At 68.7% G+C, this 24,128-nt stretch carries 23 protein-coding genes and 2 tRNA genes; 12 read left to right on the forward strand and 13 right to left on the reverse strand.

Annotated features, from left to right (window positions below):
* The 4 genes from rpsF to fabD all read right to left on the reverse strand — a co-directional run.
* Nucleotides 1–362 (reverse strand): 30S ribosomal protein S6 (rpsF, locus tag ACE3UA_RS13655; RefSeq protein ID WP_374646006.1); only part of this gene is annotated, 362 nt, incomplete at its 3' end.
* A 267-nt stretch (nt 363–629) separates the two neighbouring features.
* Nucleotides 630–863 carry an acyl carrier protein gene (locus ACE3UA_RS13660; protein WP_103256210.1) on the reverse strand — a complete coding sequence of 78 codons (234 nt, stop codon included), beginning with the start codon at nt 861–863 and terminating at the stop codon, nt 630–632.
* A 166-nt stretch (nt 864–1,029) separates the two neighbouring features.
* Nucleotides 1,030–1,767 carry a 3-oxoacyl-ACP reductase FabG gene (gene fabG / locus ACE3UA_RS13665; RefSeq protein ID WP_374646009.1) on the reverse strand — a complete coding sequence of 246 codons (738 nt, stop codon included), beginning with the start codon at nt 1,765–1,767 and terminating at the stop codon, nt 1,030–1,032.
* A 9-nt stretch (nt 1,768–1,776) separates the two neighbouring features.
* Complete coding sequence (gene fabD / locus ACE3UA_RS13670; protein WP_374646011.1) at nt 1,777–2,706, reverse strand: ACP S-malonyltransferase; 930 nt, start codon at nt 2,704–2,706, stop codon at nt 1,777–1,779.
* A 196-nt stretch (nt 2,707–2,902) separates the two neighbouring features.
* Between fabD and ACE3UA_RS13675 the strand changes: the two genes are divergently transcribed.
* From ACE3UA_RS13675 to ACE3UA_RS13690, 4 genes are all read left to right on the forward strand, one after another.
* A complete protein-coding gene (locus ACE3UA_RS13675) occupies nt 2,903–3,841 on the forward strand; it encodes a pirin family protein (protein WP_374646013.1) in 939 nt (312 codons plus the stop codon).
* Between the two features lie 82 nt (nt 3,842–3,923).
* A tRNA-Asp gene (locus ACE3UA_RS13680) sits at nt 3,924–4,000 on the forward strand.
* A gap of 30 nt (nt 4,001–4,030) precedes the next feature.
* Nucleotides 4,031–4,107: transfer RNA gene (locus ACE3UA_RS13685), tRNA-Asp, on the forward strand.
* Nucleotides 4,108–4,195: 88 nt separating this feature from the next.
* The gene (locus ACE3UA_RS13690) at nt 4,196–4,420 is read left to right on the forward strand and encodes an RND transporter (protein ID WP_374646015.1); all 225 of its coding nucleotides are present in this window, start codon (nt 4,196–4,198) and stop codon (nt 4,418–4,420) included.
* 70 nt (nt 4,421–4,490) lie between these two features.
* On the opposite strand, the gene ACE3UA_RS13695 is transcribed toward ACE3UA_RS13690, so the two are convergent.
* On the reverse strand, nt 4,491–4,934 hold the full coding sequence (locus tag ACE3UA_RS13695; protein ID WP_374646017.1) for an N-acetyltransferase family protein: 444 nt from the start codon (nt 4,932–4,934) through the stop codon (nt 4,491–4,493).
* Nucleotides 4,931–6,304, reverse strand: a complete 1,374-nt coding sequence (locus tag ACE3UA_RS13700) for a M20/M25/M40 family metallo-hydrolase (protein ID WP_374646019.1) — start codon at nt 6,302–6,304, stop codon at nt 4,931–4,933. Before ACE3UA_RS13700 ends, ACE3UA_RS13695 begins: the two co-directional genes overlap by 4 nt.
* 190 nt (nt 6,305–6,494) lie before the next feature.
* On the opposite strand from ACE3UA_RS13700, the gene hemA reads away from it, so the two are divergent.
* The 3 genes from hemA (at nt 6,495) to ispG (ending at nt 10,235) form a co-directional block, all read left to right on the forward strand.
* Nucleotides 6,495–7,724 (forward strand): 5-aminolevulinate synthase, encoded by a 1,230-nt coding sequence (hemA, locus tag ACE3UA_RS13705; protein WP_374646020.1) that lies wholly within the window; start codon nt 6,495–6,497, stop codon nt 7,722–7,724.
* A 124-nt stretch (nt 7,725–7,848) separates the two neighbouring features.
* On the forward strand, nt 7,849–9,039 hold the full coding sequence (locus ACE3UA_RS13710; protein WP_374646021.1) for a helix-turn-helix domain-containing protein: 1,191 nt from the start codon (nt 7,849–7,851) through the stop codon (nt 9,037–9,039).
* 71 nt (nt 9,040–9,110) lie between these two features.
* On the forward strand, nt 9,111–10,235 hold the full coding sequence (gene ispG, locus ACE3UA_RS13715; RefSeq protein WP_374646023.1) for a flavodoxin-dependent (E)-4-hydroxy-3-methylbut-2-enyl-diphosphate synthase: 1,125 nt from the start codon (nt 9,111–9,113) through the stop codon (nt 10,233–10,235).
* A gap of 60 nt (nt 10,236–10,295) precedes the next feature.
* On the opposite strand, the gene ACE3UA_RS13720 is transcribed toward ispG, so the two are convergent.
* Complete coding sequence (locus tag ACE3UA_RS13720; protein ID WP_374646025.1) at nt 10,296–11,186, reverse strand: LysR family transcriptional regulator; 891 nt, start codon at nt 11,184–11,186, stop codon at nt 10,296–10,298.
* A 79-nt stretch (nt 11,187–11,265) separates the two neighbouring features.
* Between ACE3UA_RS13720 and ACE3UA_RS13725 the strand changes: the two genes are divergently transcribed.
* A complete protein-coding gene (locus tag ACE3UA_RS13725; protein ID WP_374646027.1) occupies nt 11,266–12,480 on the forward strand; it encodes an MFS transporter in 1,215 nt (404 codons plus the stop codon).
* Between the two features lie 13 nt (nt 12,481–12,493).
* On the opposite strand, the gene ACE3UA_RS13730 is transcribed toward ACE3UA_RS13725, so the two are convergent.
* Nucleotides 12,494–13,240 carry a DsbA family protein gene (locus ACE3UA_RS13730; RefSeq protein ID WP_374646029.1) on the reverse strand — a complete coding sequence of 249 codons (747 nt, stop codon included), beginning with the start codon at nt 13,238–13,240 and terminating at the stop codon, nt 12,494–12,496.
* A 131-nt stretch (nt 13,241–13,371) separates the two neighbouring features.
* On the opposite strand from ACE3UA_RS13730, the gene ACE3UA_RS13735 reads away from it, so the two are divergent.
* From ACE3UA_RS13735 to ACE3UA_RS13750, 4 genes are all read left to right on the forward strand, one after another.
* On the forward strand, nt 13,372–14,568 hold the full coding sequence (locus ACE3UA_RS13735; RefSeq protein WP_374646031.1) for an N-acetylmuramoyl-L-alanine amidase: 1,197 nt from the start codon (nt 13,372–13,374) through the stop codon (nt 14,566–14,568).
* A 103-nt stretch (nt 14,569–14,671) separates the two neighbouring features.
* A complete protein-coding gene (locus ACE3UA_RS13740) occupies nt 14,672–17,227 on the forward strand; it encodes a penicillin-binding protein 1A (RefSeq protein ID WP_374646033.1) in 2,556 nt (851 codons plus the stop codon).
* A 60-nt stretch (nt 17,228–17,287) separates the two neighbouring features.
* Nucleotides 17,288–18,415 carry a peptide chain release factor 2 gene (prfB, locus tag ACE3UA_RS13745; protein ID WP_374646035.1) on the forward strand — a complete coding sequence of 376 codons (1,128 nt, stop codon included), beginning with the start codon at nt 17,288–17,290 and terminating at the stop codon, nt 18,413–18,415.
* Nucleotides 18,416–18,530: 115 nt separating this feature from the next.
* Nucleotides 18,531–19,298, forward strand: a complete 768-nt coding sequence (locus ACE3UA_RS13750) for a DUF2189 domain-containing protein (protein WP_374646037.1) — start codon at nt 18,531–18,533, stop codon at nt 19,296–19,298.
* On the opposite strand, the gene ACE3UA_RS13755 is transcribed toward ACE3UA_RS13750, so the two are convergent.
* The 5 genes from ACE3UA_RS13755 to ACE3UA_RS13775 all read right to left on the reverse strand — a co-directional run bounded on the left by ACE3UA_RS13755 (nt 19,291) and on the right by ACE3UA_RS13775 (nt 24,099).
* Complete coding sequence (locus ACE3UA_RS13755; RefSeq protein ID WP_374646039.1) at nt 19,291–20,697, reverse strand: MFS transporter; 1,407 nt, start codon at nt 20,695–20,697, stop codon at nt 19,291–19,293. The two genes, ACE3UA_RS13750 and ACE3UA_RS13755, sit on opposite strands and share 8 nt — an antisense overlap.
* Before the next feature lie 44 nt (nt 20,698–20,741).
* On the reverse strand, nt 20,742–21,239 hold the full coding sequence (locus ACE3UA_RS13760) for a polymer-forming cytoskeletal protein (protein WP_374646041.1): 498 nt from the start codon (nt 21,237–21,239) through the stop codon (nt 20,742–20,744).
* Nucleotides 21,229–22,566 (reverse strand): DUF5930 domain-containing protein, encoded by a 1,338-nt coding sequence (locus ACE3UA_RS13765; protein WP_374646043.1) that lies wholly within the window; start codon nt 22,564–22,566, stop codon nt 21,229–21,231. The genes ACE3UA_RS13760 and ACE3UA_RS13765 overlap by 11 nt, the downstream gene beginning before the upstream one ends.
* A gap of 190 nt (nt 22,567–22,756) precedes the next feature.
* Nucleotides 22,757–23,533: a ferritin-like domain-containing protein gene (locus tag ACE3UA_RS13770; RefSeq protein WP_374646045.1), complete on the reverse strand. Its 777-nt coding sequence runs from the start codon at nt 23,531–23,533 to the stop codon at nt 22,757–22,759.
* A gap of 104 nt (nt 23,534–23,637) precedes the next feature.
* Nucleotides 23,638–24,099, reverse strand: a complete 462-nt coding sequence (locus ACE3UA_RS13775; RefSeq protein ID WP_374646047.1) for a peroxiredoxin — start codon at nt 24,097–24,099, stop codon at nt 23,638–23,640.
* Between the last annotated feature and the right edge of the window lie 29 nt (nt 24,100–24,128).

Here is a 24,128-nt window from a genome sequence, read left to right on the forward strand (position 1 = left end):
CCACGGTCGCCGCGATCCCCGCGGTCGCCGTCACGCTCTTCGCGCTTCTGCATCTGGACCGAGACGCCTTCGGCATGCTTGTCGACCTTGATGGTCAGCACGCGCATCACGTCGTCGTGCAGCCGCATCAGGCGTTCCATTTCCTGCACGGCCGCGGCGGGCGCGTCCGACTTCAGGAAGGCATAGTGGCCCTTGCGGTTCTTGTTGATTTTGTAGGCCATCGTCTTGACGCCCCAGTACTCGTTTTCAACGACCTTGCCGCCGTTGTCCGCGAGGACGGTGGAGAAGTGCTCGATGAGGCCTTCGGCTTGCGCGTTGGACAGGTCCTGGCGCGCGATGAAGACATGCTCGTAAAGAGGCATGCGGGCTTCCTTCGTGTCGGGGCGGCTTCACAGGACGGGCAAGAACCTTTCCGCGGCCCGTCCACGAGAGGCATCGCCGGTTCATGGATAAGCGGAAAGGATGCGGCCTTATACACATCTGGCGCGGCGGCGCAAGGCGGGGGCCCGGGGCAGGGTGGGTGAATCATCCCCTGGCCGGAGTAACCGCGCGGGATGGTGCGCCCCCGCTGCGCCAAAGCAAAAGGCACCCCGAAGGGTGCCCTGCTTTCCCGTGACGGGAGGAAGGCCTCAGGCGGCTTCCGAGATGAACTTGACCGCGTCGCCGAAGGTCTGGATCGTCTCGGCGGCGTCGTCCGGGATCTCGATGCCGAACTCTTCCTCGAAGGCCATGACCAGTTCCACGGTGTCGAGCGAATCCGCGCCCAGGTCGTCGATGAACGAGGCCGATTCCGTCACCTTGTCCTCTTCGACGCCCAGGTGCTCGACGACGATCTTCTTCACGCGATCAGCGATGTCGCTCATGTCCGTTCCTCTATCTTGGCAGGGATTGGCCCCGGCCTTTCTGTAGCTGCCCGTTGCCGGGCCGGTTGCCAACCGGGGCGCGAAGCGCACCCCGGGCGGAATTGACGCGCCTATAGCAAGGGTCGGGGCGCATGGCAAACCCTTTAACCTCGCCGCCGCCGCGCGGTCAGACCATCGCCATGCCGCCGTTGACGTGCAGCGTGGCCCCGGTGACATAGCCCGCCTCGGGCGAGGCGAGGTAGAGGACCGCCGCCGCGATCTCCTCGGGGCGGCCCATGCGTCCGGCCGGGACCGCGCCCAGGATGCCGGCGCGCTGCGCCTCGGTCAGCTTGTCGGTCATCGCGGTCTCGATGAAGCCGGGCGCGACGCAGTTCACGGTGATGCCGCGGCTTGCGACCTCGGCCGCGAGCGATTTCGACAGGCCGACCATCCCGGCCTTGGAGGCGGCATAGTTCACCTGGCCCGCATTCCCCGTCTGCCCCACGACCGAGGAGATGTTGACGATTCTTCCCCAGCGCGCCTTCATCATCCCCCGGATCGCCGCGCGGCAGAGGCGGAAGGTCGCGGTCAGGTTGACGTCGATCACCGCCTGCCAGTCCTCGTCCGACATGCGCATCGCCAGCCCGTCGCGGGTGATGCCCGCGTTGTTGACCAGGATGTCGACCGCGCCCATCGCCTCGACCGCCTGCTTCACCAGCCCCTCGACCGCCTGCGGATCCGAGAGGTTGCAGGGCAGGACATGCGCCCGCCCGCCCAGTTCCCCGGCCAGGGCCTGGAGCGGCTCGGTCCGGGTGCCCGAAAGCCCCACCGTCGCCCCCGCCGCATGCAGGGCGCGGGCGATGTCGGCGCCGATCCCGCCGGAAGCGCCGGTCACCAGCGCGGTCTTGCCTGTCAGGTCGAACATCCGTCTCTCCTATGCCTTTGCCGCCGCCACATCCTCGGGCGTGCCGATGGCGCGGGTCGCGGCGCCGGGGGCGATGCGCCTGATCATCCCCGACAGCGCCTTGCCCGCGCCGATTTCCCAGAATTCCGTGACCCCGGCCTTCTCCATCCAGAGCACGCTTTCCCGCCAGCGGACCGAGCCGGTGACCTGCGCGACCAGGAGGTCGGCGATCCGGTTGGCCTCGGTCACCGCCTCGGCGCGGACGTTGGCCACCACCGGGACGGCGGGATTCGAGATCGGCACGGCGGCCAGCGCCTCGGCCATCACATGCGCGGCGGGCTGCATCAGCGCGCAGTGGAAGGGCGCGCTGACCGGCAGCATGAGCGCCCGTTTGGCACCCCTGGCCTTGGCGATCTCGACCGCGCGTTCCACCGCCGCCTTGTGGCCCGAGACCACCACCTGCGCCGGGTCGTTGTCGTTCGCGGCCTGGCAGACCTCGCCCTGGGCGGCCTCTTGCGCGACCGCGATCGCGGTCTCGAAGTCGAGGCCGAGGAGGGCGGCCATGGCGCCGATGCCCACCGGCACCGCCTCCTGCATCGCCTGGCCGCGGATGCGCAGGAGGCGCGCGGTGTCGGCCAGGGTCAGCGCGCCCGCGGCACAAAGCGCCGAATATTCGCCAAGGCTGTGTCCGGCGACGAAGGCGGCCTGGTCCAGCCCCATCCCCTCGGTCTCGAGCGCACGGAAGGCGGCGATCGAGGTCGCCATCAGCGCGGGCTGGGCATTCTGGGTCAGCGTAAGCTCGGCGATGTCGCCCTCCCAGATCAGGGTGGAGAGCTTTTCGCCAAGGGCGGCGTCCACCTCGTCGAAGACGGCCTTCGCGCCGGGATAGGCTTCGGCCAGGGCGCGGCCCATGCCGATCACCTGGGCCCCCTGGCCCGGAAAGACGAATGCGCGGCTCATGCTTGCCCCCTGGAATACCACTTCGGGTTCCGGGATAGCGCGCCCGCCGCCCGCGCGCAATCGCTGGCCGCCGGCGGGGCCGGCTCTGGCCATGGGGGGCCGCGCGGCTGTTCGCCACCGCACAGGCCCGGCGCGGCGGGAACGGGGTGCATCGCGGGGCCGGAAGGACTACCTTTTCCGGCAAAGGAGCATCATCATGAGCTGGAATCCCATCCTGGACCCGCAGGTCCCGATCGGCGATCAGGTGGACGCGATCGAGACCGTCATCGTCCCGCGCGCCCGCGATATCGGCGGTTTCGAGGTCCGCCGCGCCTTGCCTTCGGCCAGGCGGCAGATGGTCGGGCCCTTCATCTTCTTCGACCAGATGGGCCCGGCCGAGTTCCTGACCGGCGAGGGCATCGACGTCCGGCCGCATCCGCATATCGGGCTGGGGACGGTCACCTATCTTCTGAAGGGGCGGCTGCATCACCGCGATTCCCTCGGCACCGACCAGTGGATCGAGCCCGGCGCCGTGAACTGGATGCTGGCGGGGCAGGGGATCACCCATTCCGAGCGCACCGACGGCGAGGTGCGAAAGACACCGCATTCGCTCTTCGGGCTGCAGACCTGGCTGGCGCTGCCGGAGGGGCAGGAGGAGGACGCGGCCGCCTTCGTCCATGTCGGGCGCGAGGAACTGCCGGAACTGGAGGGCGAGGGCAAGGCGGTGCGCCTGATCCTGGGCCAGGCCTGGGGCGAGAAGGTCGGGTTGCGGATGCCCTCCGAGGTCTTCTACGCCGATGCCCGCCTGGCGCCCGGCGCGGCGATTCCCCTGCCCGACGACCACGAGGATCGCGGCGTCTATGTGCTGGACGGCGCGGTCACCAGCGGCGGCCAGAGCTTCGAGGCCGGGCGGATGCTGGTCTTCCGGCCGGGCGACAAGGTTTCGGTCCGGGCCGGGGCGCAGGGGGCGCGGATCATGCTTCTGGGCGGGGCGACGATGGAGGGGCCGCGCTTCATCTGGTGGAATTTCGTCGCCTCCTCGCGCGAGAAGATCGAGGCCGCGAAAGAGGCCTGGCGCGCCGGCGACTGGCAGCACGGCCGCTTCCGCCTGCCGCCGGGCGACGACGCCGAATTCATCCCCGCACCGGATCGGTGATTTTTCCCCTCGGCAGCCATTGACGGCGGCCGAGGGGTTCAGTATCAGGCCCCCACGTCCGGGGGACCGGATGGAAGATTGCGCGGTGGTAGCTCAGTTGGTTAGAGTACCGGCCTGTCACGCCGGGGGTCGCGGGTTCGAGCCCCGTCCACCGCGCCACATCTTCCCCAAGTCCCCGGTCGCCCATGCGCGGTGGTAGCTCAGTCGGTTAGAGTACCGGCCTGTCACGCCGGGGGTCGCGGGTTCGAGCCCCGTCCACCGCGCCATTCCTTCCCAGCCGGGTCACATCGGGTCGCGTGCCTGCGGGAGCGTCATGGCCTTCGCGCCGGCGGATCCGGCCTGGAGGCGTTGCCGATGCTGTCCTTCCTCGACAAGCTGCCGCCCGCGCTGCTCGTGCTTGCATCGCTGACCCTGGGGCTGGCCCCGTTCACCCCCGAGCCGCATCTGTGGGAGAAGCTGAAGCTTCTGGCCGCCGGCGGGCTGGTGCGGCCGATCGACATCTTCGACCTGGTGCTGCATGCCGCGCCCTGGGTGCTGCTGCTGGCGAAGGCGGCGCGGATGCTGGCAACGCGGAGATAGGGTCGCTCGTCGATGACTTCGCCATGCCTCGCCCGCCGACGAGGAGACGAAGTCGAACGAGGAGGAGCGGTCAGAGCGTCATGCGATAGCGGATATGGCCGTCGTTGTCGCAGAACTGGTCATACAGCCGCCGCGCGCCGGCGTTCTCGATCTCGGTCAGCCAGTAGAGGCGCCGCCAGCCCCTTGTGCGGCCGATCGCCACCAGATCCTCGATCAGCGCGCGCCCGAGGCCCCGCCCGCGCGCTTCGGGGGCGACGAACAGATCCTCGAGATAGCCGTCGTCGCCCAGGACCCAGGTCGAGGGATGGTGCTGGTGGATGGCAAAGCCCTGCGGCCGGCCGTCGAGGCAGGCCAGCCGCGCCTTCAGCGCATTGTCCAGGTCCATCAGCCGGGTCCAGGTGAAAGCGGTCACCTCGGGCGCCAGCACCAGGCCGTAGCCGTCGCAGAACCCCTGCCAGAGACGGCGGAAATCACTTTCGTCCGAAGGGGTTGCGTTGCGAAGCTCAACCGTCATGCGATCCGGGCCAGGATGCGGGCCCAGGAGCGGATGCCCTTGTGGAAGCTGGCCACGTCATATTTCTCGTTCGGCGAGTGGATGGCGTCGTCGTCGTTGGCGAAACCGATCAGCATCGCGTCCATCCCCAGGATGTCCTTGAAATACCTCGCGATCGGGATCGAGCCGCCCATGCCGACGATCACCGCCTCGCGCTGCCATTCGTCGGACAGCGCCTGCCGCGCGGCCTCGAACTCGGGGCGCGAGGTGTCCATCACCGCGGCGGGCGCGCCGTCGAGATGGCCGTCCCAGGTGATGCGGGCGTCCTGCGGCAGGCGCGCCTCGACATGGGCGCGCAGCTTGCGGCGCAGATCGGCCGGGTCCATGTCGCCGACCAGCCGGCAGGTGATCTTGCAATGCGCCTCGGCCGGGATCACCGTCTTCGACCCCGCGCCCTGATAGCCGCCCCAGAGGCCGTTGATCTCCAGCGTCGGGCGCGCCCATTGCTGCTCCAGCGTGGAATAGCCCGCCTCGCCATGGGGGCGGGTGAAGCCGACCGATTCCAGATAGTCCTTCTCGTCGAAGCCGCAGCTCTCCCACTGGCGCTTCAGCGCCTCGGGCACCTCGTGCACGCCGTCGTAGAAGCCTTCCACCGCGACGCGGCCCCGGTCGTCGTGGAAACTGGCGATGATCCTCGCGATCTCGCGCAGCGGGTTCAGCGCCGGGCCGCCGTAATGGCCGGAATGCAGGTCGATCCGCGGGCCGTGCAGGGTGAATTCCTCTTTCAGCATGCCCCGAAGCTGCCCGGCGATGGAAGGCACGCCGGGCGAGACCATCGAGGTGTCGCAGATCAGCGCCAACCCGGCGGTCAGCTCGGCCGCGTTGTCGCGCATGAAGGGGATCAGCGAGGGCGAGCCCGATTCCTCCTCGCCCTCAAGGAAGATGGTAAGCTTGCCCGGCAGCGCGCCATGCACGGCCTTCCAGGCGCGGCAGGCCTCGACGAAGGTCATCAGCTGGCCCTTGTCGTCGGACGCGCCCCGCGCCCGGATCACCCGGCCCTTCGGCGTCTGCTGCACCTCGGGGTCGAAGGGCGGGCGGTCCCAGAGGTCCAGCGGATCGACCGGCTGGACGTCGTAATGGCCGTAGAAGAGGATGTGGCGCCCGCCCTCGCCGCCGTGGCCGACGACCATCGGATGCCCCGGCGTCGCCGCGGCGCGGGCCGAGAAGCCGAGCGATTCCAGGTCCTTGACCAGCCAGTCCGCCGCGCGGGCGCAATCGGCGCGATAGGCCGGGTCGGTCGAGATCGAGGGGATCCGCAACAGCTCCATCAGCCGGTCGATGGATTGGGGCAGGGTCTCGTCGATACGGGCAAGGACGGCATCGAGGATCATCGCAGTCTCCGGAAAGGTGGTCAAATGCAAACTAGCAGGCAGCTTGGGACTGTCCAGAGCAGCCGGTCTGCGCTATCTAGACGCCGGGGCGACAATTCGTCCCCTTGGGAAAACCGCGACTTTGACCGAAATCAAGGCACCAATGCGGGTAGATCGCCATTCTGCCGCAAAAGGGACCGAGGACGACGACATGGATTACGAACGCGCGCTCGACGCCAGCCTGAAACGCCTGCACGACGAAGGCCGCTATCGCACCTTCATCGACATCGAGCGGCAGCAGGGCCATTTCCCCCATGCGCTCTGGACCCGGCCGGACGGGACGCAGAAGGAAATCACCGTCTGGTGCGGCAACGATTACCTCGGCATGGGCCAGCATGCCGAAGTGCTGGGCGCGATGCATCAGGCGCTGGACGCGACGGGCGCGGGCTCGGGCGGGACGCGGAACATCTCGGGCACGACGGTCTGGCACAAGCGGCTGGAGGCCGAGCTGGCTGACCTGCACGCGAAAGAGGCCGCCCTCGTCTTCACCAGCGCCTATATCGCCAATGACGCGACGCTTTCGACGCTGCGGGCGATCTTCCCCGGCCTGATCATCTATTCCGACGCGCTGAACCATGCCTCGATGATCGAGGGCGTGCGGCGCGGCGGCGGCGAGAAGCGGATCTTCCGGCACAACGACGTGGCGCATCTGCGCGAGCTGCTGGCCAAGGACGACCCCGAGGCGCCGAAGCTGATCGCCTTCGAATCGATCTATTCGATGGACGGCGATTTCGGCCCCATCGCGGAAATCTGCGACCTCGCGGATGAATTCGGCGCGCTGACCTATCTGGACGAGGTCCATGCCGTCGGCATGTACGGCCCCCGCGGCGCGGGCGTGGCGGAACGCGACGGGGTGATGGACCGGGTGGACATCATCAACGCGACGCTGGCCAAGGCCATCGGCGTCTTCGGCGGCTATATCGCGGCCAGCGCCAAGATGGTGGATGCGATCCGCTCCTATGCGCCGGGCTTCATCTTCACCACCTCGCTGCCGCCGGCGGTGGCGGCGGGGGCTGCGGCCTCGCTTCGCTTCCTGAAGGGCGAGGGCGGCGTGCGCCTGCGCGAAAGCCACCAGACCCAGGCCAGGATCCTGAAATCGCGGCTCAAGGCCATGGGCCTGCCGATCATCGACCATGGCAGCCACATCGTCCCGGTCCATGTCGGCAATCCAGTGCACTGCAAGATGCTGTCGGACATGCTGCTGGAAAACCACGGGATCTATGTCCAGCCGATCAACTATCCTACCGTCCCCCGTGGCACGGAACGGCTGCGCTTCACCCCTTCGCCGGTGCATGGTCCGGGCGAGATCGACCGGCTCGTCCGGGCGATGGACAGGCTGTGGAGCCAGTGTGCGCTGAATCGCGCCGAGGCGGTCGCCTGACCCCCGCTCTGCCACTGTTTCGGCGCTACGAAAGTATGTTACCGTTTCGCCAATACGAAGAAGGGTGAGTCGCGCGAGGCGCGACTTCACGCCAGCGGATACGCCGAAGGGGACAGGGGCCAGTATGATCGGTTGGAGGTCGAAACCTTCGACAACCGAAGAAGACAAGCCGAAAGGCTTTGACGATTTCGAGTTGCGGCTTGGTGATCTGATGCGGGGCGAGCGCGCCACGCTGGGCAAGTCCCTGCTGGACGTCCAGCGAGAGTTGAAGATCAAGGCCACCTATATCGCGGCGATCGAGAATGCCGATCTCTCGGCCTTCGAATCCCCCGGATTCGTCGCCGGCTATGTCCGCTCCTATTCCCGCTACCTGGGGATGGACCCGGAATGGGCCTTCCAACGCTTCTGCAACGAGGCCGGCTATGCCGTGGCGCATGGGCTTTCGGCGATCTCGGCGCCGCAGCAGGTGGTGAAATCCCGGCGCTCGGACTTCTCCGAGCCGCTGGCCAATCCCAACGCCAGCTTCATCCCGCGCGCCGAGGCGATCTGGTCGCATGTCGAACCGGGGGCCATCGGCTCGATCGCGGTGCTGGTCGCGCTGATCGGGGCCATCGGCTATGGCGGCTGGTCGGTCCTGCAGGAGGTGCAGCGCGTCCAGCTGGCCCCGGTGGACGAGGCCCCCAGCGTCGTGGCCCAGATCGATCCGCTGTCGGATGCGGGCAGCGCCGCCCCGGCGCTGGTCGGCACCCGGTCCGACGACACGGCGGATGGCGCCGATGTGATGGACCGTCTCTATCGCCCGCAGGCGCTGGACGTGCCGGTGCTGACCTCGCGCGATGGTCCGATCGCCGCGATCAACCCGCGTGAGACCGGGGTTCTGGCGGACGCGCCCTCGGGCACCGCGGTGGATCTGGCGCTGGATGCGGCGCTTGGTCCCGAGGTCCAGGTCGTCGCCGAGGCCAAGCAGGGGGTCGAGGTGCTGGCGGTGCGCCCGGCCTGGGTCATGGTCAACGCGGCCGATGGCACCGTCCTGTTCGAGAAGATCCTCGACGCGGGCGAGCGTTACACCGTCCCGCCGCTGGAAGAGGCTGCCGTGTTCCGCACCGGCAATTCCGGCGCTGTCTATTTCATGGTCGATGGCGCCATGGTCGGACCGGCCGCCCCGGGGGCGAATGTGGTGAAGAACATCGCGCTCTCGCCCGAGGCGCTGGTGGAGAAGTTCGCCCAGGCCGACCTGACGCAGGATCCGGACCTTGCCAAATTCGCCACGGCGGATGCCGCGGGGCTGGCCCCGGACACCCCCGTCACGGAATAATCGTCGCACCAGGTTGCCGCCCCCCCTGGCGGCGCCTATTCTTGTAGCCGCATCGCAGCGGAGCCTGACCCATGACCCACAACCCCGTCCGCCCCTGGCGCAACATCCAGCGCCGGCCCTCGCGGCAGGTCCGGGTCGGCAAGGTGCTGGTGGGTGGCGACGCGCCGATCAGCGTGCAGACGATGACGAACACGCTGACCACCGATGTGGCCGCGACGATCGAGCAGATCCAGCGTTGCGCCGTGGCGGGGGCGGACATCGTCCGCGTCTCGACCCCGGACGAAGACTCGACGCGGGCGCTGCGCGAGATCGTGGCGGAAAGCCCGGTCCCGATTGTCGCCGACATCCATTTCCACTATCGCCGCGCCATCGAGGCGGCCGAGGCGGGCGCGGCCTGCCTGCGGATCAACCCCGGCAACATCGGCGACGCCCGGCGCGTGGCCGAGGTGGTGCGGGCGGCGAAGGATCACGGGTGCAGCATCCGCATCGGCGTGAATGCGGGCTCGCTGGAGCGGCACCTCCTGGAGAAATACGGCGAGCCCTGTCCCGAGGCGATGGTGGAATCCGGCCTGGATCACATCAAGCTGTTGCAGGACAACGATTTCCACGAGTTCAAGATCAGCGTGAAGGCCTCGGACGTGTTCCTGGCCGCTGCCGCGTACCAGCAGCTGGCAGAAGCGACGGACGCGCCGATCCACCTGGGGATCACCGAGGCCGGGGGCCTGATGGCCGGCACGGTGAAATCGGCCATCGGTCTTGGCAACCTGCTCTGGATGGGGATCGGCGACACGATCCGGGTCAGCCTCTCGGCCGATCCGGTCGAGGAGGTGAAGGTCGGCTACGAGATCCTGAAATCGCTCGGCCTGCGGCATCGGGGGGTGACGATCATTTCCTGCCCCAGCTGTGCCCGGCAGGGGTTCGACGTGATCAAGACCGTCGCGGCGCTGGAGGACCGGCTGGCGCATGTCACCACCTCGATGAGCCTGTCGATCATCGGCTGCGTGGTGAACGGCCCGGGCGAGGCGCTGATGACCGATATCGGCTTTACCGGCGGCGGGGCGGGCAAGGGCATGGTCTACCTGGCCGGCAAGCAGGACCACACCCTGTCCAATGAGCGGATGATCGACCATATCGTCGAACTGGTCGAGAAGAAGGCCGCCGAGATCGAGGCGGCCGAGAAGCTGGCGGCGGAATAGCCCTCGTCGCGCACTCGTCGGCGAGGAGGGCATGAAGTGCCCGACGCGCGGTCCGGGCGGTCAATCCTCGCCGATCTCGCGCGCCAGATGGTCGATGAAGGCGCGCAGTCGCGCGGTGACCGATTGCGCCGAAGGGTAGACGAAGGAAATCGTCCGGGGCGGCGTGGCCCAGTCGGGCAGGACCCGCACCAGCCTGCCGGAGGCGATCTCGGGCCGGGCGATCATCCGGGGCAGGATCGCGACCCCCGCGCCCGCCACCGCCGCATCCCGCACCGCCATATGCGAGCCAAGCTGCAGCGGTGCGTTCAGCATCAGCGTGATCTCCTCATCGCCATTCTGCAAGGCAAGCCCGCCGTTCCAGGGCGCGGCGAGACCGACATGGGGCAGGGCGGCCAGATCCTGCGGCTGGCGCACCCGGTCGAGCCCCGGGAAGTCGGGCGCGGCGACCAGGAAGCCCTGCCCATGCAGCAGACGGCGGGCGACCTGGCTGCTGTCTTCCAGCGGGCCAAGCCGGATGCAGCCGTCGAAACCTTCTTCCAGAAGGTCGGGGGCGCGGTCGAGGAAGTGGATCTCCAGCGTCACCTCGGGATGGGCGGCGCGGAAGCTGGCGGCGATCGGGCCGATCAGGAGGTTGCCGATCACCTGCGGCACGGCCAGCCGCAGATGCCCGCGCGGGGTGCCGCCGGATTCGCCAAGCGCGCGGCGGATGTCCTCGGCCTCGCCCAGAAGCCGGTCGGCCCGGGCCGCGAGCACTTCTCCCTCCTGCGTCGGGCGCAGCGTCCGTGTCGAGCGTTCGATCAGCCGGACGCCGAGGTCGGCCTCAAGGTCGGCCACGCGCTTGGACAGCGTCGATTTCGGAATCCGCAACGCCAGCGCCGCGCCCGAGAACGAGCCTTCGCGCAACACGGTGCGAAAACCGCGCAACGCCGAGAGGTCGAGATCCTTGTCCATGATTATGGACGCACCTTGCATGAATGGCTGCCTTGTCCAGCCTGATAGATTTTGTCACCTTCCGCAAGCAATTCGGGGAATGAAGATGGACCATGCGCAACAGACGCCGCCCAGCCGGGCGGTGACAACGGCCGTCCTGGGCCTTGCGTCGATGACGATCATGGCCAATGCCACGGTGGCCTCGTCGCTGCCGGGCCTGCGCGAGCATTATGCAGGCGTGCCGCATATCGACACGCTGGCCGGGCTGATCGTGACGCTGCCGTCGCTGGCCATCGTGCTGAGCGCGGGGCTGATGGGGGTGCTGATCGACCGCTGGGACCGGCAGAAGCTTCTGGTGCTGACGGCGGCGCTGTATTGCATCGGGGGCACCTCGGGCCTTTGGGCGGAAAGCCTGTGGGGGATGCTGGCCGGGCGGCTGGCGCTGGGGCTGGGGGTGGCGGGGACGATGAACCTGGGCATGACCTGGGCCAGCGACCTCTGGCATGGCCCGGCGCGGGCGCGGTTCCTGGGGATGCAGGGGGCGGCGATCTCGGCCGCCGGGATCGTCTTCATGCTGGCGGGGGGCGCGCTGGCCAGCCTGCATTGGCGCGGGGCCTTCGCGGTCTATGCGCTGATCCTGCCGATCGCGGCCCTGGCCTTCGTCGTCCTTGGTCCCCGCGCCCGGCAGTTGCGGGAGGAGCGGGTGCGCCCGGCCGACCGCAGCACCGCCACCGCCCGTTTCCCCTGGGCCGCCTATGCCTTCATCGCGCCCCTGGCCTTTCTGTTCCAGACCGCCTTCTACGTCACGCCCACCCGGCTGCCCTTCCATCTCGAGGCGCTGGGGGTCACCAGCCCGCTGGTCGTCGGCGCGCTGATGGCGGCGCTGGTCGCGGTCTCGGCGCCGATGTCGCTGATGTATGGCCGCATCCGGGCGCGGCTGTCGGCCCTGGTGATCTTCGGCCTCAGCTTCGCGCTGATCGGGCTGGGGTTCCTTGCCCATGCGACGGCGAACGGCTGGCCGGGGGTGCTGGCGGGGTCGATGATCGGAGGGCTGGGGATGGGGATCTCGATGCCGAACTACACGACCTGGTTCATGGCGCGGGTGCCCGCGACCATGCGGGGAAGGGCGTCGGGCCTGCTGACCACGGCCTTCTTCCTGGGCCAGTTCGCCTCGCCGCTGGTGTCGGCGCCGCTGGTGGCGGGCTTTGGTCTGGCCGGGACCTTCGCGGTGGTGGGCGGCGCGCTCATCGCGCTGGGGGGCGGGCTCTGGGCGCTGCATGTGCTGCGTCCGGAACCCGCCTTTGCCGAGGCCTGAGGGCGACCGGCCCTCAGCCCTCGGCCCGGACTTCGGCCACGATCTGCCGCATCGAATCGAGCGGGACATAGCCGCGCAGCATCATCGACTTCAGCACGAAGGTCGGCGTGCCGGAAATCTCCATCGTGTCGGCCAGCGCATGGTTGGCCTGGATCACCGCCATCACCTCGGGCGCGTTCATCCGGTCGAGGATCGGCTGCGGCTCGTGACCGAGGTCCTGCGCGAGCCGGGTCAGCGTCTCGACCGTCGGCTCGCCGCGCAGTTCGATCAGCGCGTCATGCACCGCCTTGTAGGCCGCGTCGCCATGGATCTGGCGCACCGCGATGGCGAATTGCGACGACATGAGCGAGGCCTCGCCCAGGATCGGGAATTCCTTGACGACAAAGCGGATGTTACCGTCCGACTTCACCAGTTCCTCGACCTCGGAATAGGCCTTGCGGCAATAGCCGCAGCGATAGTCCATGAATTCGACCAGAACCACGTCGCCTTCCGGGTTGCCGCCGACCCAGTCGTCGGCGCTTTCGAAGATCGCGGCCGTGTTGTCGGCCAGCATCTGCAGGTCGCGGCTGGCGGCGGCCTCGTTCTCGCGCGCTTGCAGCGCGTCCATCGCTTCGACCAGGACCTCGGGATTTTCAAGGAGATAGGCCCGCACTTCCTCGCGGAAGGCCGTGCGCTCCTCGGGCGTCATCTCGGCCTGGGCGGGGAGCGCGAGGCCCGTGGTCAGAAGGGCCGTCGCGGCAAGGCGGCGCATGGGGGGCATCGGGGTCTCCTCTGGAATGCGGCGCGAGGATGGGCCGGGGCGGCTGGAAGATCAACCCGCCCCGCCGCAGTTCGCCGGTTTGTGATGCCGCGGAATTTACATCGCCGCCGCCTGCGGGCATGAAGCGACCCATGCGCGCGCTTCTTCTTTCCGTCCTGCTTGCCCTTGCCCCGCCCGCCCCGGCGCAGGAGTTGTCGGCCCTGTCCCGGCTGGATGCGGCTGCCTCGGCCATCACCGCCGAGGGCGACCGGCTGGCGCTGGACTTCGCCCTCAGCCAGCCCGCGCCCTGGCGCATCCGCTTCCTCGATGCGCCGCCGCGCCTGGTGCTGGACGCGCGCGAGATCGACTGGACCGGGGCCGCGACGCTGGCCCTGCCGCCGGGCGTCGCCGCGCTGCGGGCGGGCAGCTTCCGCCCCGGCTGGTCGCGGCTGGTGGTGGAACTGGCCGGCCCGCGCCGGCTGGAGGCGGCCGAGATGGCCACGCGGGACAGCGGCGCGGCGATCCGGCTGGCGCTGGTCCCGACCGATCCCGCCAGTTTCGCCGCCGAGGCCGCGCGCCCCGACCTGCCGGAATGGGCCGCCCCCGATCCGGCTGTGCTGCCGACCCCGCTGCCCCAGGGCGGCGGGCCGATCACGCTGGTCCTCGACCCCGGCCATGGCGGCATCGACCCCGGCGCCGAGCGTGAGGGCCAGACCGAGGCGCAACTCATGCTGACCTTCGCGCGCGAGCTGAAGGAGGCGCTCTTGCGCGATGGCCGCTTCTCGGTGGTGATGACGCGCGAGGAGGATGTCTTCGTCCCGCTCGAGACCCGCACCTCGATCGCCCGCGCCGCCGGGGCCGACCTGTTCCTCTCGCTGCACGCCGATGCGCTGGCCGAGGGCGAGGCGCAGGGGGCTACGGTCTACACGCTGGCCGCGGAGGCCAGCGATGCCGCGGGCGAGGCCCTGGCCGAGCGGCACGACCGCGACGACCTTCTGGCGGGGGTGGACCTGTCGGAACAGGACGATGTGGTGGCGCAGGTCCTGATGGACATGGCGCGGACCGAGACCATGCCCCGGAACGACCGCCTGGCGCAGGCCATGGTCGCCGCGATCAAGGGCGCCGACATCCGCATGCACCGCAACCCGTTGCAGACCGGCGGTTTTTCGGTGCTGAAGTCGCCCGACATCCCCTCGATCCTGCTTGAGGTCGGGTTCCTGTCGTCGGAACGCGACCATGCCCGGCTGAACGATCCCGAATGGCGCGCCCGCATGGTGGGGGCGCTGCGCCGGGCGATCCTGGCCTGGGCGGACGAGGACGCCGCCCTGCGCGCCGCCGCCGCGCCGTGACCATTGCGGAAGGCCGCTGCCGCACCCGGATGTGACCGGCCAAGGTTTTGACCTCGGGGCGCGTCTGGTATACTGCGGGACCGGCAATCAAGGGGAGTGGCGGGTGCTACGTTTCGTCGGCAATGTACTGGGCGGCATCTTCACCGCGCTGACCCTGGGCATGGTCTTTGCCGCGCTGACGGTCGGCGGCATCTTCTACATGTATTCCCGCGACCTGCCCAGCCACGAGAGCCTGGCGCAATACACCCCCGCCACGATCAGCCGGATCTATTCGGGCGAGGGCGAGATCATCGACGAATTCGCCCGCGAACGCCGCCTGTTCGCCCCGGCCGAGGACATCCCCGACCTAGTGAAGCAGGCCTTCATCTCGGCCGAGGACAAGAACTTCTACACCCATCACGGCTATGACACCCGCGGCATGGTCGCGGCCCTGGTCGAGGCGGTGCGCACCCGGGGCGAGCGGGTGCGGGGCGCCTCGACCATCACGCAGCAGGTGATGAAGAACTTCCTTCTCTCCTCGGACCGGACGGCCGAGCGCAAGATCAAGGAGATCATCCTGGCCGCGCGGGTCGAGACCGCGATGAGCAAGGAAAAGATCCTGGAGCTGTACCTGAACGAGATCTTCCTCGGGCAGAACTCCTATGGCGTCGCGGCGGCGGCGCAGACCTATTTCAACAAGACCCTGTCGCAGCTTTCCGCCGCCGAGGTCGCCTATCTGGCGGCCCTCGCGCAGCGTCCCGGCAACCTGCATCCGGTGCGCCAGAAGGACGACGCCATCGCCCGGCGCAACTATGTCCTGGGCGAGATGCTGGACAACGGGTTCATCGACCAGCCGACCTACGACACCTCGATCGCCGCCCCGCTGGAGACGGTGCAGAACGGCGATTTCGAGGCGTTCCGGGAATCGCTGCCCCCGCGCGGCTATTTCACCGACGAGATCCGCCGCCAGCTCTCGGGCACCTTCGGCGAGGAGGAGTTCTTCTCGGGCGGCCTGACGATCCGCGCCACCGTCGATCCCGCCCTGCAGGAGGATGCCGCTGCCGCGCTGCGCAAGGGGCTGGAGCAATACGACCGCAACCAGGGCCTCTGGCGCGGCACCGGCAAGACGATCCCGGCCGAGCAGCTTGGTTCCGAGACCGACTGGCGCGCGGCACTTGCCGCGCTGGAAGTGCCGCGCGACATTCCCAGCTGGTTCCCCGCCGTGGTGCTGTCGGTCGGCGAGCAGGACGCCCGCATCGGCATCGAGGGCGTGGCCGAGGACGAGGACGGCCATTTCATCCCGGCCGAGGATGTGACCTGGGCGCGGAAGCTGCAGGCGGACGGCAAGCGCGGGCCGAAGGCCAAGGTCGCGGGCGATCTGGTCGCGGTGGGCGAGGTGGTGCTGGTCCGCGCCGTGACGAACGAGGACGGCACCTTCCGGCGCTGGTCGCTGCGCCAGATCCCCGAGGTTCAGGGCGCCTTCATGGCGATGGACGTGAACACCGGCCGGGTGCTGGCCATGCAGGGCGGGTTTTCCTACCAGGATTCGGTCTTCAACCGCACGACGCAGGCCACGCGCCAGCCCGGCTCCAGCTTCAAGCCCTTCGTCTATGCCGCCGCGCTGGATTCGGGCTTCACGCCCGCCACCATCGTCGTCGACGCGCCGATCGAGATCGAGACGCCGCAGGGTCTCTGGACGCCGAAGAACGCCTCGAACAAGTATTACGGGCCGACGCCCCTGCGCACCGGGATCGAGCAGAGCCGGAACCTGATGACGATCCGCATCGCGCAGGAGATCGGGATGCAGACCGTCGCGGGCTATGCCGAACGCTTCGGGGTCTATGACCGGATGGGGCCGTTCCTGGCGAATTCGCTGGGCGCGCAGGAGACGACGCTGTTCAAGATGGTCGCCGCCTATGCGATGTTCGCCAATGGCGGCGAGCGGGTGGAGCCGACCCTCGTCGACCGGGTACAGGACCGCTACGGCCGCACGATCTATCGCCACGACCAGCGCACCTGCGAGGATTGCGCCCACCCGATCCTGCCCGAGGGCCAGGGGGTCCGCATCACCTCGAACCGCGAGCGGGTGATGAATGCGATCACCGCCTATCAGCTGACCAGCATGATGGAAGGCGTGGTCCAGCGCGGCTCGGCCAGCCGTCTGGACCTGCCGGTGCCGATCGCGGGCAAGACCGGCACGACGAACGACGCCAAGGATGTGTGGTTCATCGGCTATTCCTCGAACATCGTCGCGGGCTGCTACATCGGTTACGACCAGCCCCGGACGCTGGGCGAAAGCGCCTTCGGCGGCACGCTCTGCGTCCCCGTCTTCCAGGACTTCATGGAGGATGCGGTGAAGAAATACGGCGGCGGCAAGTTCCAGGTCCCGCCCGGCGGGCATTTCATCAACATCGACCGCTTCACCGGGGCACAGCTTCCGCCCGATGCCAGCGGCAGCAATGTCGTGGCCGAATATTTCCGCGACGGCGAAGAGCCGATCTTCGGCCTGGGCGCGATGGTGGACGGCGGCTTTGCCATGGGGTCGAACCTGCCGCTGTTCGCCTATGGCGAGGGCGAAGGATCGGACGGCGGCACCACCGTCACCAATTCCGAGGGCGAGACCGTGGTGGTGCCGAAGAAGGCCGATTTCGGCACTGTCTCCTCGGGCGGCCTCTACTGACCTTGCCGCGCGGCGGTCAAACCCTTATGACCGCCCGCACCAACCCAGCAGGACCGACCCATGCGCGCCGAAACCCAGTCCAATATCGAGGCGATCGAGAAGACGCTGAAGCTTCTCGCCCAGCGGATGGACTGGGAAACCGCGCCGCACCGGCTTGAGGAATTCGACGCGATGATCGAATCCCCCGACCTGTGGAACGATCCCGCCAAGGCGCAGAAGCTGATGCGCGACCGCCAGGCGCTGCTGGACGCCGTGAATGCCTACAAGCTGATCTCGGGCGGGCTGAAGGACAATGTCGAGCTGATCGAGCTGGGCGAGATGGAAGGCGACGGCGAGATCGTGCGCGAGGCCGAGGGCGCGCTGGTCGAACTGGTCAAGGTGGCCGAGGCCAAGGAGCTGGAGGCGCTGCTGGACGGTGAGGCCGACGGCAACGACACCTTCCTGGAAATCAACGCCGGGGCGGGGGGCACCGAAAGCTGCGACTGGGCCAGCATGCTGGCGCGGATGTATGTCCGCTGGGCCGAGGCGCATGGCTTCACCGTGGAACTGCAATCGGAATCCGAAGGCGACGGCGCCGGGATCAAGTCCGCGAGCTACAAGATCAGCGGCAAGAACGCCTATGGCTGGCTGAAGACCGAGGCCGGGGTGCACCGTCTGGTCCGCATCTCGCCCTATGACAGCGCGGCGCGGCGGCATACCTCCTTCTGCTCGGTCTGGGTCTATCCGGTCGTGGACGACAACATCGAGATCGAGGTGCAGGACAAGGACATCCGCATCGACACCTTCCGGTCGTCGGGCGCCGGCGGGCAGCACGTCAACAAGACCGACTCGGCGGTGCGGATCACCCACTTCCCCAGCGGAATCGTGGTGACCTCCTCGCTGAAGTCGCAGCACCAGAACCGCGATATCGCGATGAAGGCGCTGAAAAGCCGCCTTTACCAGCAGGAACTGGACAGGCGGAACGCGGCCATCAACGAGGCGCATGAGAGCAAGGGCGATGCGGGCTGGGGCAACCAGATCCGGTCCTATGTGCTGCAGCCCTACCAGATGGTGAAGGACCTGCGCACCGGCTATGAGACCTCGGACACGCAGGGCGTGCTGAACGGCGACCTTGACGGCTTCATGGCGGCGACGCTGGCGCTGAACGCCTCGGGCAAGAAACGCGGCGAGATCGCGGACGTCGACTGAGCGCGTCCGGCCCTCGCGCGGGGGCACGCTATCCGCCGCGTGACGCGGTTCTGGGCCGGGTCGGGGCGCCGCAATTGTCTTGCCTGCGACAACCTGTCGCGCTTAACCTTCCGGCATGAGCACCACCCATCCCCCCGCCACGCCCGAAATCAACGAAGTCGACGCCTCGGACCTGCGCGCAAGCCTTGCGCTTGGCTGGCGGGACTTTCGCCGCGCGCCGCTTTACGGGCTTGCCTTCGCGGCGGTCTATGTGCTGGGCGGCTGGCTGATCACCTGGGCGATGACCTCCAGCGGCCAGATCTGGTGGACCCTGCCGGCCAGCGCCGGTTTCCCGATCCTCGGCCCCTTCATCGCCTGCGGTTTCTACGAGATCTCGCGCCGGCTGGAGGCGGGCGAACCCCTGCGCGCGGCCGAGGTTTTCGGCGTGATCCTGCGCCAGAAGGACCGGCAGATCCCGGCCATCGCGGCGGTGATCGTGGTCTATTTCCTGTTCTGGAACTTCCTGTCGCACATGATCTTTGCGCTGTTCCTCGGCAATGCGACGATGACCAACGTGTCCTCCTCGCTGGCGGTGTTCCTGACGCCCGAGGGGCTGACGATGCTGGCCTTCGGCACGGCGGTCGGGGCGGCTTTCGCGACGCTGCTGTTCTGTCTCACCGTGGTCAGCCTGCCGATGCTGCTGGACCGCGAGGTGGATTTCGTAACCGCGATGCTGACGAGTTTCGCGCTGGTGCAGGCCAATCCCCGGATCATGCTGGGCTGGGGCGCGCTGATCGCGGTCAGCCTTTTTGCCGGGATGCTGCCCGGCTTCCTGGGCCTGTTCGTGGTCCTGCCGCTCTTCGGGCATGCAAGCTGGCATCTCTACCGCCGCGCGATCACCTGAGGGGGCGGGCCAGCACCAGCGCCAGCATGGCGGCCGTCGCGGCGGCAAGGGCGGCGATCAGGGCAATGCTGCCGAAGGCGGCGCCCGTCGCCGCCAGATGCGCGGCCGTGTCGCCCTCAAGCCCGAAGCCCGGCGCGCCATGCCCGTAGGCACGGGCCGCGACCCGGCCCAGAAGCGCCACCGCCACCATCCCCGCGACCCGCGCCACCGCGTTGTTGATGCCCGAGGCCGCGCCCTGCTCGCCATCCTCGGCCCCCTGCATCGCGGCGGCGGTCAGGGGGGCGACGACCAGCCCCAGACCCAGCCCCGCCAGCGCGGTCAGCGGCACGACATGCGCCCAGAACGCGCCCCCCGGCGCGGCCAGCCACAGCCCGGCATAGGCGCAGGCCACCAGGCCCGAGCCCGCCGCCATCATCACCCCCGCACCCCAGCGGTCCGCCATCCGCCCGGCAGGGGCCGAGAGAATTCCGATCAGCACCGAGATCGGCAGGAAGGCCGCGGTCACCTCCAGTTCGCTTACCCCCCAGGCCGAGACGGCGGCCATCGGCAGGTAGAACATCACCCCGTTCAGCGCGAAATACAGGACCAGCGTGACCAGGTTGGTCACCGCCAGCACCCGGTTGCGAAACAGGCCCAGCCGCAGCATCGGGGCCGGGGCGACCCGCTCCCAAAGGACGAAGCCCGCCAGCGCGGCCAGCGCCAGCGCCCAGACCGGCCAGGCCGCCCCCGGCGCGATCAGCGCCCAGGCCAGAAGCCCCAAACCGGCCGACGCCAGCGCCGCCCCCAGCACATCCACGCGCACCCCCGGCTGGCCGATGTCGCCCGGCGTGCGGCCCCGGATCAGCCAGACCGCCGCCAGGCCCAGGGGCAGGTTCAGCGCGAAGATCAGCCGCCAGCCCAATTCGCCGCCCCAGGTGATCAGCGCGCCGCCCAGCACCGGCCCCAGCGCCGTGGTCATGGTCGAGGCCGCCGCCCACATCCCCAGGGCCTGCCCGCGCTGCTCTCGCGGCCAGGCGCGCGAGACCATGGCCATCGAGCCCGGCACCATCAGCGCCGCCCCGACGCCCTTGACCGTCCGCGCCGCGATCATCTGGCCCGCGTCCTGCGCGAAGGCACAGGCGAGCGATCCCGCGACGAAGATCCAGATCCCGGCGACGAAGACCCGCGCGATGCCGAATCGGTCGCCCGCCGCGCCGCCGACCAGCACCAGCGCCGAGAGCGCCAGCAGATAGGCCGTGTTGATCCATTGCGCCTCGGCCAGGCTGGCGTGCAGCGCGGTCCGCATCGCGGGCATGGCAATAGCGGTGACCGAACTGTCGATGAACCCCATGGAAGAGGCGAGGATCGCCGCCCAGAGGATCACCCGCCGGTCAGCCTCGGCGCAAAAGGAAACGGGCACCGGGGTGTGTCCCGATGCCCGCGCAATGGTCATGTCCGCTGGACTCAGACGCCGTCGCCGACGCCGGGCATCGCGGGGGCGGCCGGGGTGGGACGGCCGTTGGCCAGCGGGTCTTCCTGGCGCTGGACCGAGCCTTCGAAATGCGCGCCGCTCTCGATCGCGATGGTCTTGTGGATGATGTCGCCCTCGACCCGGGCGGTGGAGGTGAGGCGGACCTTCAGCCCGCGCACCCGGCCGATCACCCGGCCGTTGACCACGATGTCATCGGCCACGATCTCGCCGCGGATGGTCGCGCTTTCGCCGACGGTCAACAGATGCGCGCGAATGTCGCCCTCGACCGTGCCCTCGACCTGGATGTCGCCCGTGGTCCGCAGGTTGCCCACCACCGTCAGGTCCGAGGACAGGACCGAAGCCACCGCCTTGCCCTTCGGCGCCGAAGGGGTGAAGTCCATCGAGGGCTTGGTCATCTGGGTCTCCGGGGCTTTGGGCTTCTCGGCCTCGGCCTTCGGGCCCGGCTCGTTGATGCGGCTCTTAGAAAACATTCTTCGCTGCCTTTATGAAGGTCATCGGGTTCACCGGAGTTCCATTCAGGTGAACCTCGTAGTGCAGGTGCGTGCCGGTGGAACGGCCTGAATTGCCCATATCACCGATCCGGTCCCCGCGCGAGACCCTTTGGCCCACTTCCACACGGATCTGTGACATGTGGGAATAGGTCGTCTCGATCCCGTTGGCGTGGCGCACCTTGACGTGACGGCCATAGCCCGAGTGCCAGCCGGCAAAGGTCACCGTGCCCTCGGCCGTGGCGTAGATCGGCGTGCCATAGGCGCCGGCCATGTCGGTGCCCTCGTGCATCCGGGTGCCCGCCCCCTTGGGATCCTTGCGATAGCCGAAACCCGAGGTCCAGCGGAAGCTGTCCTTGACCGGCATGGCGAAGGGCAGGGTATAGGCGGCGATCCGGTACATGTTCATCCGGTCCAGCCCCGACAGGATCGCATTGGCGCGCAGCTCGTCGGCCGAGGGCAGCCCGCCGGCGGTCGAGAGCGCGATCGGCGTCAGCGGCCCGCCCTGGCCGGAATAGCCCTTGCGCACGGAATCGATCAGGTCGTCGGGCGACATCCCCGCCTCGCGGAACATGTTGTCCAGGGGCTCCATCGAGACGCTGACCGCTTCCTCCAGCTTGGCGAAGATCGCGTCGTTGCGCATCTCGATCGCGCGTTTCTCCTCGGCGATGACCCGGGTCTCCTCGCGCGCGGCCTCGGCCTCGGCCAGGGTTTCGTCGCGCGCCTCGGCCGTGGCCCCCAGCGCGCCGGTCAGGAAGTCCAGCGTCGCCAGCGTGTCGCGGGCGCGGCCCATCTCGGTGGCGCCGCCGGCCTGTTCGTTCAGCGCCAGCGTCACCCGGTCGGCCTCGGCCCGGGCCTCGTCGCGTTCGCGGATCGTGCGGCGCAGGGTCTCCTGGATCGCGTCGATCCCGGTCTCCATCTCGCGACGGCGGTCCTCCGAGGCGAGCAGGCGTTCCTGCATCTCCGACACCTGTTCCAGCGCGATGTTGAAGCGTTCCTGCGCGCGGGCGGCTTCCTCGGCCCGCAGGTCGCGGTCGGCGGAGAGGTCGTTCAGCCGCGCCTCGTACATCGCCTGCTGGCGGAAGGACTGTTCGCGCGCCGAACCGGCGCCGATCGAGTCCATCATGATCAGCGCGGTGGCGACGATGGTCCAGGCCAGCGCAAGCGTGCCCCCGGCCAGGCCGAGGATCTGGGTCACCGGCCGCAGCCGGACAAAGCGCGTCTCGGTGTCGGATTTCAGGAACAGGCGCTGTTCGGGAAAATGCCGTTCAAGGCTCTGATGGATCCGGTAGGCGAAACGGTTCAGCACGTTGAAATCATCCGTTACAGGGCCTTTCTGGTCGTGCGGCAGTCTGGGCGGCAGTCCGGTCGGCGGTTCGGCAACGGCCGGTCGGCCAAGCCCGCGCATTGCTTACCCAGCGCATTTCAGCCTCGCAACAATTTTGACCACATGAGGAGTTTTCCCGCGCGGGCGCCGGAAATCATCGGCGAGAAATCGCCTATTCCCCGGTCAGCGGCCAATAGAAATCGGGCGGCAGACCGGCCTCGGCGCGCTTTTCCTCGTTGAAGGGCGGCTTCAGCGCGCCGTGGAAATGGCGGCGGACGAGATCGTGGAACACCTCCTTCGGGTCCAGCCCGTCCCGCCCGCACAGCCAGTTGAACCATTTCGAGCCATAGGCGACATGGCCGACCTCCTCGGCATAGATCACCTCCAGCGCGGCGACGGCCCCGGTGATGCCGGCCTTGCGAAAGATCCCGATCATGCCGGGCGTCACGTCCAGCCCGCGCGCCTCCAGGACCATGGGCACGACGGCGAGCCGCGCCAGAAGGTCCCCGGCCGTATCCTCGGCCGCGCGCCACATCCCCGCATGGGCGGGCAGGGCGCCATAATGGCTGTCCAGCGCCTCGAGGCAGTCGCAGATCAGGTTGAAGTGCTTTGCCTCCTCGTCCGCGGCCTTCACCCAGTCGTCGTAAAAGCCGAGCGGCATCGGCTGGCCGGTGAAGCGGGCGATGATGTCCCAGTGCAGGTCGACCGCGTTCAGCTCGATATGCGCGACGGCGTGCAGCAGCGCGAGCCGTCCCGCCTCGCTCCCCGGTCGGCGGCGCGGCACGTCGCGCGGGGCCAGGAGTTCGGGCCGGTCGGGCCGGGCCGGGCGATCCGGCGGGCTGGCCCGGCCGATGGGCAGGGGCTGGCCCGCCGCCCGCGCGGCGAACCAGGCGGCGGCATGGGCCCGGCCCAGCGCGGTCTTTTCACGCCCGTCGGCCGTGGCCAGCACCTAGACCGCCATTTCCGCAAGGCTTTGCGCCATCCCGAGGGATCCCCCAAATCTTTTCGAAAAGATTTGCAAATTCCTTCGAAGGAATTTGCGTCGCCCCTATGTCACAGCGCCCGCGCCGCCGCCAGCACCTCGTCGGCATGGCCCTTGACGCTGACCTTGGGCCAGACCCGCGCCACCTTGCCCGCGCCGTCGATCAGGAAGGTCGCCCGCGTGATCCCCATGAAGGTCTTGCCATACATGCTTTTCTCGCCCCAGACGCCGTAATCCTCGCAGGTCGTCCCGCCCTCGTCCGAGGCCAGGACGATCCCCAGGCCGTGCCTGGCGCAGAACTTGTCATGGCTTTTCACGCTGTCCTTCGAGATGCCGATCACCGTCACCCCGGCGGCCGCGAAATCGGCCAGGCGGGCGTTGAAGTCCTGCGCCTCCAGCGTGCAGCCCGGCGTGTCGTCCTTGGGGTAGAAATACAGCACCACCTTGCCCGGCCGCAGCGCCGAGAGGGTGACCGACGCGCCGCCATCGCGGGGCAGGGTGAAATCGGGGGCGGTGCTTCCTTCGGAAATCATGGGCGGCTCCTTGCCTTGTCAGGGTTTGT

The organism is Tabrizicola sp. (genome assembly GCF_041919135.1).
GTDB lineage: Bacteria > Pseudomonadota > Alphaproteobacteria > Rhodobacterales > Rhodobacteraceae > Tabrizicola.